This window comes from Richelia sinica FACHB-800 (genome assembly GCF_014698825.1).
Taxonomy (GTDB): Bacteria; Cyanobacteriota; Cyanobacteriia; order Cyanobacteriales; family Nostocaceae; genus FACHB-800.
The window spans coordinates 1-15,801 of record NZ_JACJTT010000049.1 but is presented as its reverse complement, the minus strand read 5'-3'; the positions used below and the strand labels follow the sequence as shown (position 1 = coordinate 15,801).

Annotated in this window: 16 protein-coding genes and 1 tRNA gene; 8 read left to right on the top strand and 9 right to left on the bottom strand. The window is 38.3% G+C overall.

All coding sequences use genetic code 11. The features are described from left to right. Nucleotides 1-206 precede the first annotated feature (206 nt). Both H6G73_RS22085 and H6G73_RS22080 read left to right on the top strand, forming a co-directional pair. Nucleotides 207-1,037 (top strand): hypothetical protein, encoded by an 831-nt coding sequence (locus H6G73_RS22085; RefSeq protein ID WP_190608372.1) that lies wholly within the window; start codon nt 207-209, stop codon nt 1,035-1,037. Between the two features lie 8 nt (nt 1,038-1,045). Further along, on the top strand, nt 1,046-1,483 hold the full coding sequence (locus H6G73_RS22080; RefSeq protein WP_190608370.1) for a DUF488 domain-containing protein: 438 nt from the start codon (nt 1,046-1,048) through the stop codon (nt 1,481-1,483). A 210-nt stretch (nt 1,484-1,693) separates the two neighbouring features. Here H6G73_RS22080 and H6G73_RS22075 read toward each other — a convergent pair whose 3' ends face one another. Then, the gene (locus H6G73_RS22075) at nt 1,694-1,864 is read right to left on the bottom strand and encodes a hypothetical protein (RefSeq protein WP_190608368.1); all 171 of its coding nucleotides are present in this window, start codon (nt 1,862-1,864) and stop codon (nt 1,694-1,696) included. Nucleotides 1,865-2,030: 166 nt separating this feature from the next. Then, nucleotides 2,031-2,103 (bottom strand) — tRNA-Val (locus tag H6G73_RS22070). A gap of 168 nt (nt 2,104-2,271) precedes the next feature. On the opposite strand from H6G73_RS22070, the gene H6G73_RS22065 reads away from it, so the two are divergent. Together H6G73_RS22065 and mazG are read left to right on the top strand one after the other, a co-directional pair. Then, nucleotides 2,272-2,877 carry a metal-binding protein gene (locus tag H6G73_RS22065; RefSeq protein ID WP_190608367.1) on the top strand — a complete coding sequence of 202 codons (606 nt, stop codon included), beginning with the start codon at nt 2,272-2,274 and terminating at the stop codon, nt 2,875-2,877. 7 nt (nt 2,878-2,884) lie between these two features. Next, nucleotides 2,885-3,688, top strand: coding sequence for a nucleoside triphosphate pyrophosphohydrolase (gene mazG / locus H6G73_RS22060; protein WP_190608365.1), 804 nt, complete (start codon nt 2,885-2,887; stop codon nt 3,686-3,688). Nucleotides 3,689-3,771: 83 nt separating this feature from the next. Here the strand turns inward: mazG and H6G73_RS22055 are convergent, their stop codons facing one another. Beyond that, nucleotides 3,772-4,935: a transporter substrate-binding domain-containing protein gene (locus tag H6G73_RS22055; protein WP_190608363.1), complete on the bottom strand. Its 1,164-nt coding sequence runs from the start codon at nt 4,933-4,935 to the stop codon at nt 3,772-3,774. A 484-nt stretch (nt 4,936-5,419) separates the two neighbouring features. On the opposite strand from H6G73_RS22055, the gene H6G73_RS22050 reads away from it, so the two are divergent. After that, the gene (locus H6G73_RS22050) at nt 5,420-6,727 is read left to right on the top strand and encodes a glutamate-5-semialdehyde dehydrogenase (protein WP_190608361.1); all 1,308 of its coding nucleotides are present in this window, start codon (nt 5,420-5,422) and stop codon (nt 6,725-6,727) included. Nucleotides 6,728-6,990: 263 nt separating this feature from the next. On the opposite strand, the gene H6G73_RS22045 is transcribed toward H6G73_RS22050, so the two are convergent. Then, nucleotides 6,991-7,803, bottom strand: a complete 813-nt coding sequence (locus H6G73_RS22045; protein WP_190608360.1) for a class I SAM-dependent methyltransferase — start codon at nt 7,801-7,803, stop codon at nt 6,991-6,993. Between the two features lie 19 nt (nt 7,804-7,822). After that, nucleotides 7,823-9,238, bottom strand: a complete 1,416-nt coding sequence (locus H6G73_RS22040; protein ID WP_190608358.1) for an isochorismate synthase — start codon at nt 9,236-9,238, stop codon at nt 7,823-7,825. A gap of 344 nt (nt 9,239-9,582) precedes the next feature. Between H6G73_RS22040 and menA the strand changes: the two genes are divergently transcribed. Genes menA through H6G73_RS22025 form a run of 3 tightly spaced genes read left to right on the top strand, consistent with a single transcriptional unit; the run spans nt 9,583 to nt 12,795 of the window. Then, on the top strand, nt 9,583-10,488 hold the full coding sequence (gene menA / locus H6G73_RS22035) for a 2-carboxy-1,4-naphthoquinone phytyltransferase (protein WP_190608356.1): 906 nt from the start codon (nt 9,583-9,585) through the stop codon (nt 10,486-10,488). Further along, complete coding sequence (locus tag H6G73_RS22030; protein ID WP_190608355.1) at nt 10,481-11,434, top strand: o-succinylbenzoate synthase; 954 nt, start codon at nt 10,481-10,483, stop codon at nt 11,432-11,434. The genes menA and H6G73_RS22030 overlap by 8 nt, the downstream gene beginning before the upstream one ends. Continuing rightward, nucleotides 11,419-12,795, top strand: a complete 1,377-nt coding sequence (locus H6G73_RS22025; protein WP_190608353.1) for a 2-succinylbenzoate--CoA ligase — start codon at nt 11,419-11,421, stop codon at nt 12,793-12,795. Before H6G73_RS22030 ends, H6G73_RS22025 begins: the two co-directional genes overlap by 16 nt. Nucleotides 12,796-12,810: 15 nt before the next feature. Here H6G73_RS22025 and H6G73_RS22020 read toward each other — a convergent pair whose 3' ends face one another. The 4 genes from H6G73_RS22020 to H6G73_RS22005 form a co-directional block, all read right to left on the bottom strand. Continuing rightward, a complete protein-coding gene (locus H6G73_RS22020) occupies nt 12,811-13,260 on the bottom strand; it encodes an acyl-CoA thioesterase (RefSeq protein WP_190608351.1) in 450 nt (149 codons plus the stop codon). Between the two features lie 151 nt (nt 13,261-13,411). After that, the gene (locus tag H6G73_RS22015; protein WP_190608349.1) at nt 13,412-14,365 is read right to left on the bottom strand and encodes an isoaspartyl peptidase/L-asparaginase; all 954 of its coding nucleotides are present in this window, start codon (nt 14,363-14,365) and stop codon (nt 13,412-13,414) included. A gap of 73 nt (nt 14,366-14,438) precedes the next feature. Further along, nucleotides 14,439-14,600, bottom strand: coding sequence for a DUF2256 domain-containing protein (locus H6G73_RS22010; protein ID WP_190608347.1), 162 nt, complete (start codon nt 14,598-14,600; stop codon nt 14,439-14,441). 34 nt (nt 14,601-14,634) lie between these two features. Next, the gene (locus H6G73_RS22005; protein ID WP_190608345.1) at nt 14,635-15,591 is read right to left on the bottom strand and encodes an ATP-binding protein; all 957 of its coding nucleotides are present in this window, start codon (nt 15,589-15,591) and stop codon (nt 14,635-14,637) included. Nucleotides 15,592-15,801: the final 210 nt, after the last annotated feature.

The window sequence follows — 15,801 nt, the reverse complement described above, 5'->3', positions numbered from 1 at the left end:
TGGCCAAACTTTTGAACTAAATTACTGTCTTTGGGTATATTTAGAACTAAATTACCTCTATAATTGTCATACACTAGTATCGAAAGACACACTAAATATAGTATTTTTAAAAAGGTTTGGGTTATAAAAGGAAGTCTAGTTACTCAAGCTCGTAGCAGTTATAAATAGTCCTTGGCTCAAAATCTAACTTAGTAAAGATAACGTCTATGGAACGGAGAAAAATATTAATAGCCACAAAAACTTATCCTTCAATAAGCATTAAATATAAAGAGACTGTATGTACAGCAGGAATTTTATTAGATGATGATGAAAATCCTTTGCAATGGATTCGTATTTATCCAATCCGATTTCGAGAACTAGAAATTGATAAACGCTATCCCAGATGGAGTATTATTAGTGCTAAAATTGAAAAAAATGAAAAAGATTATAGACCAGAAAGCTTTCGGCTAGTAGACACTTCAATTGAGATTATTAGAAAAGTAAGCACTGCAAATAATTGGTCAGACATCAAAAAGTTTATCTTGCCTTTTCAATTTAGGTCAACTCGAGATATCCAAGAACAAAAGAAATCTTTAGGGCTGATAAAGCCTTTGAGTATAGAGAAATATTTCAGTAAGCCTACAGAACGTGACTGGAATCCTAAACAGCAAACCGTACAAGATCAGCTTGATTTGTTCGAATTATTGGAACCATCTAATCCAATGTCTAAACTTGAGAAAATTCCTTACAAATTTGGTTATAAATTCACAGATTGTGATGGAATTAAACATGAATATAGTATAAGTGATTGGGAAATCATGCAGTTGTATAGAAACTGTAGAAATAAATCACAATTTCCAGACTTAGAATCACGAGAAAAAGATGCCTTGGAAAAAGTGAGACAGAAATTAGAAGATAGCTTCATGTATGAGAAAGATTTATATTTTATAATTGGTAATTTGAAAAATCATTCCAATAGCTTTATGATTATTGGTCTTGTGTATCCACCTATAGTAAAATATAAACAAGTAGAACATGAACAGCTCAGTCTTTTTTAAGAATAAAAATGCTTAATACTGAACACAGCGATAAAAATGATTATTCTGACAAATTCATCCTAACATTTGGCTATGGGAATAGAAATAATTACGATGATTTTTTTTCATATTTAAAAAGTTTCCAGGTCATTTGTGTTGTTGATGTTAGATTAAATCCTCGTGCTTGGAGCCGCAAATGGTACGGAGAAATAATAGAGGAGTTTTGTTCCACAAAAAATATCAACTACATCTCTAAAGTTTCTTTAGGTAACACATCGGGTAATAGCAATTGGATTCCTCCTAATTACCAAGAAGCAACTGTTGCACTACAAGAAGTATCAGAAATCGCTAAAATCGGCACTATTCTACTGTTATGCGCTGAAAAAAACTCATGTCGTTGTCATAGAGTAGATATTGCACAACAACTACAGAAGCTAGTAGATAGGCAAATCAAACATTTGGAATAAGATGCTACTTTGATGTTAAACTTATGAAAAGCGAGTCATTTTTAAATAACTCGCTTTTTATTTACTAAAAAATAGAAATTTTATCTCAGCGTTCGACCTTTATTAAAATTATTAGACACTACTAGTGATTTTTAATATTTAAATTGTTCACAAGATCATATACTTTTCGCTCCAAATAACTGTGACTTTGTTAAAAGTAATCATAAAATCTTATTTCTGTTGCAGTCCTATAAATAATGTTACTACGTGATTCAACTCGTTAAGCTTCATTTCTAGTAAATCAGTTCTCTTCTCTGTAAGTTGAGCTTGTTCACGTAACTGCTCTATATCCTGTTCCAGTAAGTTCACTCTATCTTCAACCGAATCTTCTGGTAAATCCAAATACTAAGCTATTGCGTGCCTAATGGTTCGAGTCCTGTCTTTCTCATCAAGGACAGCATGAGAATCGAGGGCTTCCAGTATAACTTGGGATAACCTGGTAGTGGCAAAGTTATGGGTAATTTACAGTATAAATAAAAAATCCCCTGAACTCAGGGGATTTCAATGATGGGCAGTACCAGACTCGAACTGATGACATCCTGCTTGTAAGGCAGGCGCTCTACCAACTGAGCTAACCGCCCGCGTGTTTCACCTTAATTAATATAGCATAGCCTTTTAAAATTTTGCAAGTATTTTGGAAAAAATTTTTTTGGCATCGCTGGGGGCAAAGAAAAAATCTGATTTCATAGGGTATTGGGCTATACTGTCTCAGGATTCAATTTTGCACTTTTGGTTTTTATTTTCTCCATATGCCCTCTGGTCAGACGCACGATCGCATTACTTTGTGGTCTTTGCCATTTGTGGCGGGTTTAACGTTATTTTCCACTCGTAGTAGTAATGTGACTTTGTTGGTGGCTGGTGGGTTTATGTTTGGTGGGCTGATGTTTGGCCCAGATTTAGATATATATTCACGGCAATTTCAGCGTTGGGGTTATTTGCGCTGGTTGTGGCTACCTTATCAAAAAAGCCTTCGTCACCGTTCGTTTTTATCTCATGGGCCGATTATTGGCACGACGTTGCGGGTAGTTTATTTGACCACGGCTTTGGGCATATTTTTGCTTGTGGCCTTTGTGATTGTGACCAAGTTGGGAAATGTGGCTTGGACTTGGCAAGATGTGGGTGGGAGTTTGGGGCGATCGCTTTTTCGTTATTATGGTGAATTTTTCGCCCTGTTTGTCGGGTTGGAATTGGGGGCTATGAGTCATTCCCTCAGTGATTGGGGTGGTTCTGCTTACAAACGAATGCAAAAGCAAGGGATACAAGGTCTACTGCCTAGTGGCAAAATTAAGAAACGTAAAGTCACTAATCGTCGGGTGAAAAGGCGATCTAAGAACACCGAAAAACCCAGAGGTTAAAGGAAATATGTCAGATAATCAGGCTTTAGCAGCGTTGCAGGAATTAATTGAAGTAGTGGCGAAATTGCGATCGCCTGATGGTGGTTGTCCTTGGGATTTGGAACAAACACCCCAATCCTTGACCCCCTATGTGATTGAAGAAGCTTACGAAGTGGTAGACGCAATTCAAAGGGGCAATCAAGAAGCGATCGCCGAAGAGTTAGGAGATTTATTATTACAAGTAGTCTTACAAGCCCAAATTGCCAGTGAAGCCGGGCATTTTACCTTAAAAGAAGTTGCCCAAGGAATTGCGAAAAAATTGATTCGTCGTCATCCCCATGTGTTTGGTGATGTGACGGTGAATAGCATGGATGAAATTAAGCAAAATTGGGAAAGTATTAAAGCTGAAGAAAAGGGTGAGGAGAAACAAACACTCAGTAAAAAACTCCGCAGTTATCAACGCACATTACCACCTTTAGCTGGGGCGATGAAGATTTCTCAAAAGGCTGCTATATCTGGCTTTGAGTGGGAAAATGTGAATGAAGTGTGGGCAAAAGTTGATGAGGAGTTGGCAGAGTTAAAACATGCCTTAGCGGAAGAAACACCAGAACGTCAACAAGCAGAGTTAGGAGACTTGTTATTTGCGATCGTTCAAATTGGCCGATGGTATAATATAGATCCAAGTGCTGGTTTACAAGGCACTAATCAGCGCCTGATACAAAGAATAGAAAAAATGGAGGCAGTTGTTGACCGCCCCCTGTCAGACTATAGCTTGGAAGAGTTAGATGCACTTTGGCAGCAGGCGAAAGCCCAACTTGCCAAAGGTGAATGAGCAAAAATTGCAAAATCGCAAAATTGCAAATATATTTCACTGTCTCCCTGTTTAGTCAGGGAAGGCTGATTTTTTGGCAAAATTTAAGATTGTTTCACACCGAACCATTTCTCATATAGAGATTGATAAATGCCATTCTCTTTCAGGGTCAGCAAAGCACTATTGATGGGTTTTCGGTAGGGGCTATTGTTAGGTAGGGCAATGCCGTAATTTTCTTCCCGAAAAATACTACCCACCACTTCTACTTTGCCTTTCCCTTGATTAGCAGCGTAATAAAGAAGTACAGGCGCGTCAAAAACTACTGCGTCAGCTTTTTTCTTCTGCAAAGCTTCATAGGCTTGTTCAATTTTGGGGAACTCAGATATGGAAATCTTCAATTCTTGGAGGTATTTAGAGGCTGTACTTCCAGCCGTAGTAGCAACCACTCTACCAGGTAGGTCATCTATACTTTTAATATCTCCTTGAAGTTGTTGCACCGTTAAAGCTGTGGTGGCACTGGCAGTGAAGTAAGCGACAAAGAGAACGCCAATAAACATCCAAATAACGGCTATGATTCTGCCTATTGGGCCTTTGGGCATTTCGTCGGCTTGGGTAGCTAATGTCGCCGCAGCCCACCAACCAGCTTTGAAGATACCAGGAAAGTATGATTTGGGAATCATGCCTTCTTCGTGATCACGTTCAGAAAACCAGAGGATATGGGCGGCAATCACAACTAAGATTAAAGCGATACCAATGACTTGAAGCAGACCAGGAGAAAAAAATGTTTGTAAGAGGTTGGGAACAGCACTATTGTTAGCCCCTGGGTTACGTACTAAAATTTGCAGTCCCGCACCAAACATGGGTAAGGAAAAATCAAAATTCTCCTGTCGTTCTGATGTAATGGAAATGGCAGCAATACCTAAATCTGCTTTACCAGATTTGAGGGCAGAGAGTAATTCTGCTACATTGCCATACTCAACAAACTCGGATTTGACACCCATTTCTTGAGCGATACCCCGCCACAAATCAATACTAAATCCTGTGAGTTGTCCTTTGCTACTAAAGACAAAGGGTTCTATTTCCCTTGTGGCGACTATTAATGGTTTGCTGGCTGGTGGTGTTTGGGCCTGTCCAGGATGGGGCAAAATGAAGAGAAATGCGGTGATTAACCCTAAAGTAACGAAGGGTAAGATATGATACTTGCTTTTATATCGATGACGAAATAAATCGATAACTGAGTGAAATATTCTAGCGATCGCACGCTTCATAGAGAGTTGCTTGGTATATACCTAATATTTAATTAGACCATAAGAAATTATGATACCAAGGTGAACTTCTAGATGAGTATGGTAATTTTCAGTAGTAATGAAAATTAAATTATCGAAAATTTACTGATGTGAGATGCCAAGGTAAATTAGCCCCACGTCCAGACGCAAATAGACAAATATACAAAGCAAAAGACTAGAGAAACAACATGGCTTTTGTCTCTCTAGCCGATTTGGACGCATAAATATCTCTGGGATGCTAACCTTGGTAATATTTATTCGGTTTGTATGGCTTATTTAGGTTTTTCTGTGGGTTCATCTTTGATATTTACAGAATAATGCTTTTGTCTCCTACCACACTTCACCCAATGAGATTACTATTTAACTACCCAGTTGGTTCACCCATTCGGGGGAAGCGGTTGAGGGAATGAGACTTGTCACCTCTAACCGTTAAGATTTTGATCATAGTGTAAATATATTTTTGAAGATGACGACTATACAAGCTACTGTTCCCCTCACAAAAATTGCCCAACAAACCCGTGCAGCAGCGAGTCAACTGGGTGTCTTGTCTACAGAAGCAAAAAATCAAGCTCTCGAAGCGATCGCTCAAGCCTTAGAATCAGCTAAAGAGGAAATTTTACAAGGAAATATTGCGGATTGTGAAGCAGCATTAGCCGAAGGAATCGCCAAACCCCTTTATAAACGTTTACAGCTAGATGAACATAAGTTACGGGACGCGATCGTTGGTGTGCGTGATGTTGCTAAACTAGCTGATCCTGTGGGACAAGTGCAAATTCATCGAGAAATTGACAATGGTTTAATTCTCAAGCGGATTACTTGTCCTTTAGGTGTATTGGGGATTATTTTTGAAGCCAGACCAGAGGCCGCAATCCAAATTGTGTCTTTAGCAATTAAATCAGGTAACGGGGTCATTCTCAAAGGTGGTAAGGAGGCTTTACGTTCCTGTGAAGCGATAGTTAAAGCTATTAAACAAGGCTTATCTCAAACCTCTGTTCACCCTGATGCAGTCCAATTATTAACAACTAGAGAAGAAATTTTAGAACTTTTACATTTAGATAAATACGTAGATTTAATTATTCCCAGAGGTTCCAATTCTTTTGTCAGGTTTGTGCAAGAAAATACTCGTATTCCTGTCCTTGGTCATGCTGATGGTATTTGTCATTTATATGTAGACCAAGCTGCTGATATTGAAAAAGCAATTCAGATTACTGTTGATGCCAAAACTCAATATCCTGCTGCTTGTAATGCCATTGAAACTTTATTAGTCCACAGCAATATCGCGGCTGAATTTTTACCCCAAGTCGCTGCATCTTTACAGGCAAATCATGTAGAATTGCGTGGTGACGAGCGTACATTAAAAATTTTAAATCATATTTCTAGTGCCACACCTACAGATTGGGAAACAGAATATAGTGATTTGATTTTATCTGTGAAGATAGTAGACTCATTAGATGAGGCAATATCACATATTCACACGTTTGGTTCCCGTCACACCGAAGCAATTATTACAGAAGATTTACAAGCCGCAGCTACTTTTCAAGCCTTAGTCAATGCAGCAGGAGTTTATCACAACTGTTCTACCCGATTTGCTGATGGTTTCCGTTATGGTTTTGGTGCAGAAGTCGGTATTAGCACCCAACAAATGCCACCACGGGGGCCTGTGGGTTTAGAAGGTTTGGTGACGTACAAATATCAAATGACTGGTGATGGTCATATTGTTAGTACCTACACAGGGGCAAATGCAAAGTCATTTACTCATAAAGATTTGATTTAAGGTTGGATAATTCCTAAGTAGATACTTTATAAAAATCTTCAATTGTAGCGGTGTGTCTAGACTAAAATGATGCAAAAAAATGTAGGTTGGGTTGACGAAAGGAAACCCAACAGTAATATCTGAGTTGGGTTGCGCTGCGCTTAACCCAACCTACATATGATGCCATATTTTAGCCTTGCCACTCCAGTCGTTATAGCCATGCTTAACGCACCAATGGCTATGATTTTGTGGGTTATCTTCAAATCTACAATTACGATTTTTGATTACAATTTTCTAGCCCGAACAAAGAAAGTTGTAGTATCTTCCCAAACGCCTTGATCAGTTGCTAATTTTTCTAGTTCTGATGTATATGCAAGTTGTAATTCTGCCAACTTTTCTGGTGACGGATGGGGCAATAATGAATTACCTTTGAAGCCTAAGTTAATTGAATTCCAAGATAATTGATTATTCTCTAACTTTCGATATCTTCCTCGTGGTTCAACAGTAACTTCAATCTCTCTAAAATCTGCTTGATGTAGCAAATCACGGCACTTTTCAGGAGTGCCCAGTGTGGACAGAATATGTGGTAATGAAAACCCAAAAACTTGAGCAGTAATAGTTGTGTAAACAGATGCTAAATAAGCAGTCTCAGGAGGGCAAGTAAAAGCAATAAATCCTCCAGGTTTGAGATATTTATAGCACTTGCGGAAAATGCCAGGAATATCTGTCAGTAAAACAATAGCCGAACAGCAAAAAATGACATCAAAACTGCCTTCACTAAAATTTATTTCTTCTATATCTGCTGCAATTAATTCTATATTTTGTAAATTAGCTGCTGCTATTTTTTCTCTAGCTTGATGTAGCATTCCTGGAGACATATCTACACCAATCACATGACCTGCTGAACCAACTTGCAAAGCTGCGGGAATGGCTAATAAACCCGTGCCAGTAGCAATATCTAAAATTTGTTGTCCTGGTTGAACAGGTACATATTCCAGTAATAAACTGGCTTCCCGTGGATGCTGGGTGCCTTCTTCATGATCATAAGTCGTTCTAGCATTATAAAATGCTATTACTTGCTGTTTATAAGTATCCATAGATGCTGATAGAAAAATATTAAACCAAGGCTTTTAGTAAGGCCTGTAATTTCAACTGCACCTCAGCAAATTCCTTGTCAGGGTCAGAACCGGCGACAATACCAGCACCTGCGTAAAGTCTAGCGCGATCGCCATCAATTAAGGCAGAACGAATGCCCACAATAAATTCACAGTTTCCCTCTGCATCAACCCATCCTAAAGGTGCAGCATATAACCCTCTTTCAAAACTTTCATAGCGACGAATTTCAGCACAAGCTACGTCTCTAGCTGCCCCAGCTACTGCTGGTGTAGGGTGTAATTGGGCTACTATCTTTAAAGGGTGGACATTAGCTGGAACTACAGCCCTAATAGGTGTCCATAAATGCTGAATATTCGATAACTGTCGCAATCTTGGGGCTAATACTTGGGGGAATAAACCTAGTTGAGATAGACGCTGTGTAATGAAATCAATGACTAGTTTATGTTCGTGTTTCTCTTTCGTATTATTGACTAAATTAGTGGCATTAGCTGCATCTTCGATGGATGTTTTACCTCTAGGTGCAGAACCTGCTAAAGCATCGGTAACTAACTCTTGTTGATTGATACTAATTAACCTTTCTGGACTAGCACCAATAAAGTTCTGCCCTTGACCATTACTAATAGAAAATACGTAACAGTTAGGATGTAGCCGACGGAGATTATGTAAAGATTTGGACAAATTAAAAGGTTGATTTGATTTGACATCTAAGGTATCTGCTAAAACAACTTTAACTAATTGCTGTTCTTGAATAGTTGCTAAGGCAGATAATACAGAATTCTTAAATTTATCGGGATTGGCAATCTTTTTTTTACTAAAATTTTCGGTTAAGTTGTCAAAATTAGGAGCATAATCTTCTAAAGACTGAATAATTTCTAATTTACTTTTTAAGTCTCTTAAAATTCTCTGGATATTGACGCTACAATTAATGAGTGTGTTCATCACCAGAGTACAGCGTTTATTTTTAACTGCTACTTGCCAGCGAGGTAGAAAAACTGTAGCGGCTGGAAATGGGTAATCTGCTTGATTATTTCTATCAAAAAAACTAAATATACAAAAAAAATGAGGACGAGAAAAACTTTTACTATGGCTGTGAAAGGTCACAAGATTATGTAGACAATCTTGGACAAATTTCTCAGCTTGATTAAAACGATCTTTGCCAGAAACTTCTAATTTAGTGACAGAATCTATAGCAATAATTGCTTCGTTTTGACTAGGATTTTCCCAATAAAAGTTGATTTCCTGCGGTTTGGCAATTTTATCTAGTACAACTAAAGGGTCAACATAGTCAATTTCTAAGGAAAGACTAACAATTTGTGTAGTATTTTTTTTGCAGTTGATTTGGTAGCAATCTAAAAGAAATTGTTGTAAATCTTTACATATTTGAATTTTATTGAGACCTTTTGATGCTAAAATCATGGGTTTCTTGCTTAAAGAATTAAAAATAATAGTAACATTTAGATAAACACAAACTAGCAATTGCTCAATATATAATAAAAGTATAAAATAATACTATTTGAGCAAATAGAAAAGGTTTAGTAATGGTTTAGTAATATTTTTATACTTACCATTATTTATTTAAAGCAGGTTGCTGAAGGGAAAAAAAGTGATAGTAAATACTACTTTATAAAACTTCACAGATATCTACCAGAAGTGACTGGTAGGATAGAAACCCAGTGCAGAAGAGTTTTTCCCTAGAAAACCAATCTTTTGTAACTCCTGTAACTCCTGAACTACTTTTTTGGTCAATCATAAGGTTGTGAATGGATACACCATTAGTTAATCCTAATCATAAAAAGTTGTGGCTAGCGGCAATTAAACCACCAATGTACAGTGTGGCAATTATGCCAATTTGGGTAGGTTCGGCGGTAGCGTTTGCAGAGACAAAAGTTTTGAATGTGCCAATATTTTGCGTTTTCATGGCAGCAGCAATTTTTATATTGGCTTGGGAAAATATTAGTAATGATGTGTTTGATTCAGAAACAGGAATTGATAAAAACAAACATCATTCCTTGGTGAATTTAACTGGTAATAAGCAATTGATGTTTTGGTTAGGGAACTTCTGCTTGGGTTTAGGGTTGCTGGGGATAGTAGCGATCGCTCTCTGGCAACAAGACCCCACCGTAATTGGTATTATTCTCTTATGCTGTGGGCTGGGTTATATGTACCAAGGGCCTCCCTTTCGTTTAGGATACCAGGGTTTGGGCGAATTTCTGTGCTTTTTTGCCTTTGGGCCTTTGGGAATGGGTGCAGTCTACTATAGCCAAACTCAATCTTGGTCTATGACCAATTTAGCAGCAGGTGTAATCCTCGGCATTGCTACCAGTTTAATTTTATTTTGTTCCCATTTCCACCAAGTTGAGGATGATATTGCCGCCGGCAAGCGATCGCCTATAGTCCGTTTAGGCACAGATAAAGGCGCAAAACTATTAGTTTGGTTTACAGCTAGTATTTATCCCCTGACTTTACTGTTTGTAATTTTGGGTAACTTTCCCATGTGGACTCTACTTAGTTGGTTAAGTTTACCCTCTGCCATCAAATTATGTCGTCATGTCCTCACCAACCATAACCAACCAGATAAAGTAAGTAACTGTAAATTTATCGCCGTTGCTGTACATTTCTGGAGTTGCTTATTCCTGGGTGTAGGATTTTTTATTGGCAATGTATGAGTTTTCTTTTCATCCCATTAGCCAAAAATTTACTCGTCCAGTTATTACTAATCATGGCGTTTGGGATGTTCGCCATAGTATTATTATCCGCCTTATTAATCAACAGGGAAAAGTTGGCTGGGGAGAAATTTCTCCTATTAGTTGGTTTGGATCAGAAACTACACAACAGGCATTAGATTTTTGTCACCAATTACCAAGAGAAATTAACGAAGAGATAATTTTTACTATTCCTGATGAACTACCAGCTTGTCAATTCGGTTTTGAGTCAGCACAAGAGTGGTTAATCCAACAATATGACTTCTCAACCCAACCAAATCTCACCTATAGCGGGTTACTTCCGGCTGGAGAAACAGCTTTACAGCAATGGCAAAGTTTATGGGCACAAGGGTATAGAACCTTTAAATGTAAAATTGGTGTGAGTGATTTAGAAACAGAATGGAAAGTTTTTACATCTCTCATACAAGAGTTACCAAATACAGCCAAACTGCGTTTAGATGCTAATGGTGGATTGAGTTATTCAGAGTCTCAATGCTGGTTAGAAAGATGCGAAAATATCCAACAAATTGAATTTATTGAACAACCATTATCGGTAGATAAATTTGCAGAAATGCAGAAATTGAGTCAATTATATTCTTGCCCAATCGCTTTAGATGAATCTGTAGCTAATTTACGGCAAATCGAAACTTGTTATCAACAAGGTTGGCGAGGTATTTTTGTCATTAAACCAGGAATAGTTGGTTCACCATCTCAATTGAGAAAAATTTGCCAAAAATATCAAATTGATACGGTGTTTTCCTCTGTATTTGAAACTGAAATTGGTAGAGTTTCATCACTGCAATTAGCAACAGAATTATCAGCAAATCATCGCGCTGTTGGTTTTGGAATTAACTTATTTTTTACTAGTTCAGGAGAAAACTGGCCGCAAACCTTATGGCACAACTGCTAGATTATCTGAATCATATTAAAAATACTGACTGGTTGATTTGTAAAAACAGTGCAGAACTAATTCAATTAACAGAAAAATTATATTTAGAATTTAAAAAATATAATCAAGATTTACCTCTTAAAATAATTATCGCTGAAAGAGATCCAGTGCGGTTTTTAGCTGCTTTTATTGCTGCTTGCGCTGCTAAATCTTCAGTTTTTATTTGTAATCCTGATTGGGGCATACAAGAATGGTCACAGGTGGCAAATTTACTCCAACCAAATATAGCTTTGGGAGTTGAAATAGAGCAAATTAAATCAGAAAATACTCCCTTTAATCCACCAATTCCCAATTCAATTATGATTCCTACAGGTGGTTCCTCAGGTAATATTAAATTTGCTATTCACACCTGGGATACTTTAACTGCTTCCGTACAAGGATTTACAGAATATTTTCAAATTCAAACTGTTAATTCTTTTTGTGTACTACCCCTTTATCATGTCAGTGGTTTAATGCAGTTTATGCGCTCTTTTACCACTGGTGGACAACTTGTGATAGCGCCATTTAAAGAAATAGAAGCTGGTCACATACCTCAGATTAATTACCAAAATTTCTATATTTCCTTAGTGCCCACACAATTACAACGTCTTTTTGGAAATCCCCAATTAACTCAATGGTTATCTCAATTTCAGATGGTGATGCTAGGAGGTGCACCTGCTTGGGAAGAACTTTTAGAAAAAGCTAGATTCCATCAAATTCGTTTAGCACCTACCTATGGAATGACGGAAACAGCTTCGCAAATAGCGACTCTCAAACCTGATGATTTCCTCACAGGTCAATTTAATAGTGGTCAAGTTTTACCCCATGCTAAAATCACAATTCGTCACCCAAATGGTGATATTGCTAAGGCTAATCAAATAGGAAATATTCATATTCAAGCAAGTTCACTGACGCTGGGTTATTATCCTAATTGTTGGGAAAATCAAGACAGTTTTGCTGTGGATGATTTGGGTTTTTTAGATCACGCAGGCTATTTACACATCGTAGGTAGGAATAGCGACAAAATTATTTCTGGTGGTGAAAATATTTATCCCATGGAAATTGAAGCAGCGATTCGTAAAACCAATTTAGTTGTAGATGTGTGCGTGATTGGCATTCCTAATAAAGAATGGGGACAAGCTGTTACAGCCCTATATATCCCCAATCATGCAGATATATCTCCCCAAGCGATTAAACTAAATCTGCAACATCAATTGAGTAAATTTAAAGTTCCTAAATATTGGATTCCTATTACCAATTTACCTAGAAATATTCAAGGTAAAGTTAACCGTCAAAAACTCCAGCAAATTGCTCAAGAATTTCTTGCTAATAGTGAAAATTAAAATATATTGCCTAAATTAGGCAATTTCTTCTCTTGATTTTCTCCGTTCTGCTTCTTCTGTATCTCTCCGTTTAGTGTCTAACCAATGAATTATTGCTTCTGGTAAGTCTTGTTTAGTTCTACTACTGGCATCAATACAAACATGGCGAGTCATAGCTTTAGCTGCCAATACTTCATTTACCCTCATTTCATAGGTAATTTCAAACTTTTCTAAACCGATTTTTTGTGGTGCTAAACTCACAGCTAAATGATCACCACAATAGATAGGTCTGAGAAAATCGACATTGGCATGAACAATAGGAAATGCCACAGCAGGGTGGGTAAAAAATTCTTTGAGATTTATGCCCATATCGCCTAAAGATGCTTCATAGGCTTCATGACAAATACTCAAAACATTGGCAAAATAAACAACTCCGGCTGCATCTGTATCAGGAAAACGAACAATGCGATGATAAACAAAAGGCATTTGCTTAAATTCCTAGATTTCAATCACAATTAAGCCGATAGAAATGTGATACCAATTAAAAATTCAAAAAATTTCCAGGTGTGATTTCTGCTTGTATTTCCAGTTATTGGCAGCAGGGTGAGTGATACTCATTTCTCACCCACCCTCAAACTTAACAATAACCGATTAATTCACCATCATTCCATTCCAAAGTGTCGCCCATGGTGGTGCCGTTATGGTAGGCAGCGAGTAAGACTTGGCTGGTTTTACCCCATGATATCGCTCCAGTGGCATCAAGGGCGATCGCTCCTAAATCCCGTTGATTCTGGTTTGCTTCGGCAAAGGAACGCTGCATAGCCTCCGCTAAAGACATCCCATCGGTTACCCGCACCACTATCTTGGCTGCTAAACATTCATCCAAAATATCTTCACCAATACCAGTACAACTAACCCCTGCCTGTTTGGTGGCATAATTACCGGCTGGTGTAGCCGAATCACTCACCCTACCAATGCGTTCAAAACCTTTCCCACCTGTAGATGTAGCAACAGCTAATTTGCCGTAACCATCTAAAGCCACTACACCGATAGTTCCCCGACCAGCATTACTAGTTTCTACTAGTTCTGGTTCTGCTACCACTCCGGCCATAGTGCTTTTAAAATTATCTTGTCTTTCTTGTATCCATTCCTGTAACCGCAATTCTGTTAAAGCATTGTAGCTAGGCACTTGCAACTCTCTAGCCAACTCTGCTGCACCATAATCAGATAACACTCGATCTGGTGAAGCTTGTAAAAATTGTGCCAATTCTATGGGATTTTTCACCCGCGAAACGTTAATAACTCCACTAAATCGGCCAATATTACCATCCATTAAAGAAGCACTCATGCGGATTTGACCATCTGATTGCAGCACCGAACCAGTGCCAGCATTGAATCGCGGGTCATCTTCCAACATTTGGCAACCTTTAACAACGGCCGTGGAGGCATTAGCACCTGTTAATAACAGAGAATAGACTTCCTCTACAACTGTATATAAAGATTGGCGTACTGCTTGAATACCGCCTTTACTGTGGAGAGAACTACCAGCGCCTCCATGAATAATTAGTTTAGGTTGTACTTGTAATGCCATTTATTTTATGTGTGTGTAGCTTAACAATCAGTTATCTTGCCCTGTTTCCTGTCAACTGTCACCTGTTTTATCTTTATTCATCTCCCTTAGCCTGGGAACGACGACGGCGACAACGTTCTGAACAATATTTCACCTCATCCCAGCAGTCTTCCCATTTCTTCCGCCATGCAAAGGGACGTTGACACACCGGACAAATTTTTTCAGGCAGGTCAGATTTAGAACGATAACGTCCCATATATTTAGTCCTATTGGAGTTGTGAAACTATGGGTTAAATAGACAGTGAACTGTTTAATTCTCCACTTTGGGTTTGCAAACTTAAAGGTAAGACTAAACGACTGACAAGACGATTATCATCTAGTTTGTATATTTGTAATTGTCCTCCCAATTGGTGAATGATATGTTGACAAATCAGTAGATGTGTTATTTGTTTATGCTGGAGATTATTTAGAGAAAGGCTATATTTACTAGCTTCTTGATTCAAGATAGCTAGTAACTCTGGCTCCATGGAACCATTATCTGTCATCAATATTTCCAGATTGCTTTCATCTAATGGACGACACCAAATATCAATTTTGTCACCAATGGGAGAGCGTTCACAAGCTGCAATTAGAAGTTCATAAATCACTAGTTCAATTTTCAGAATATCACCACTAATTGACATGGTGGATTTGTTGGCAGCAATCAGAAAATTGGTAGATGATGAAGAGGTTTTCTGTGATTCTCGATCCTCATTACTTTGTCCCAAACCATGCACCCCAATCCACAGTTGACGCTGCTGGACTAGGTTATCAACACGTTCTAGCGATCGCTTCCATAAACTAGATACTGACATGGTTTCTGAGGTCATGTACAGTTGCCATTGTTCATATTTAATGACACCCACCATGGAGTTAGTGGTGTATTCTAGCTGCCGCATTAAGAGTTTATAACGCATCTGGGTGAGTTCATTTCTCGGCACACCCAAATCCCGCAATTGGCTCACTAACAATGCCGCCATTCTGTAGATTTCCTCCAAGCGGCGATGTTTGTACCAATTGAGTCTTTGTAGTTCTTCTTTGCTAGCTTCGAGTTTTTCAATGACTCGCTGTTGATGTTGCCACCAAGCCAACTGCAAAATAAAGGTAACTGTGGCACTTAACGTTGATTCTGACCACCGATTTTGTCCATAATCGGCCAATACTACTACATCAGTTACTGGCTCTTGGGGATTGATGCGTAATGCCATGCAAAAAACTTGACTCTTGGGTGGAATCTGTAACCATTGCCTGGTGTCAGGTGGTAGATCCTCGAAACTAAAAGTCAAGTAACCATCTTGATGTGTGGCCCAATAGACATCTCCGAAAACAAGGAAACCCTTACCATGACTGCTTTGAAGAGGGGTAAAGGCTAAGTGCAAAGATACTCAAATTATACGCTAAAATCAGTGTTTGCAATG

Bases quoted from the DNA above. Each gene is read 5' to 3' on its own strand.
- H6G73_RS22085 (WP_190608372.1), top strand. From the start codon at position 207: ATGGAACGGAGAAAAATATTAATAGCCACAAAAACTTATCCTTCAATA.
- H6G73_RS22080 (WP_190608370.1), top strand. From the start codon at position 1,046: ATGCTTAATACTGAACACAGCGATAAAAATGATTATTCTGACAAATTC.
- H6G73_RS22065 (WP_190608367.1), top strand. From the start codon at position 2,272: ATGCCCTCTGGTCAGACGCACGATCGCATTACTTTGTGGTCTTTGCCA.
- mazG (WP_190608365.1), top strand. From the start codon at position 2,885: ATGTCAGATAATCAGGCTTTAGCAGCGTTGCAGGAATTAATTGAAGTA.
- H6G73_RS22055 (WP_190608363.1), bottom strand. From the start codon at position 4,935: ATGAAGCGTGCGATCGCTAGAATATTTCACTCAGTTATCGATTTATTT.
- H6G73_RS22050 (WP_190608361.1), top strand. From the start codon at position 5,420: ATGACGACTATACAAGCTACTGTTCCCCTCACAAAAATTGCCCAACAA.
- H6G73_RS22045 (WP_190608360.1), bottom strand. From the start codon at position 7,803: ATGGATACTTATAAACAGCAAGTAATAGCATTTTATAATGCTAGAACG.
- H6G73_RS22040 (WP_190608358.1), bottom strand. From the start codon at position 9,238: ATGATTTTAGCATCAAAAGGTCTCAATAAAATTCAAATATGTAAAGAT.
- menA (WP_190608356.1), top strand. From the start codon at position 9,583: ATGGATACACCATTAGTTAATCCTAATCATAAAAAGTTGTGGCTAGCG.
- H6G73_RS22030 (WP_190608355.1), top strand. From the start codon at position 10,481: ATGTATGAGTTTTCTTTTCATCCCATTAGCCAAAAATTTACTCGTCCA.
- H6G73_RS22025 (WP_190608353.1), top strand. From the start codon at position 11,419: ATGGCACAACTGCTAGATTATCTGAATCATATTAAAAATACTGACTGG.
- H6G73_RS22020 (WP_190608351.1), bottom strand. From the start codon at position 13,260: ATGCCTTTTGTTTATCATCGCATTGTTCGTTTTCCTGATACAGATGCA.
- H6G73_RS22015 (WP_190608349.1), bottom strand. From the start codon at position 14,365: ATGGCATTACAAGTACAACCTAAACTAATTATTCATGGAGGCGCTGGT.
- H6G73_RS22010 (WP_190608347.1), bottom strand. From the start codon at position 14,600: ATGGGACGTTATCGTTCTAAATCTGACCTGCCTGAAAAAATTTGTCCG.
- H6G73_RS22005 (WP_190608345.1), bottom strand. From the start codon at position 15,591: ATGGCATTACGCATCAATCCCCAAGAGCCAGTAACTGATGTAGTAGTA.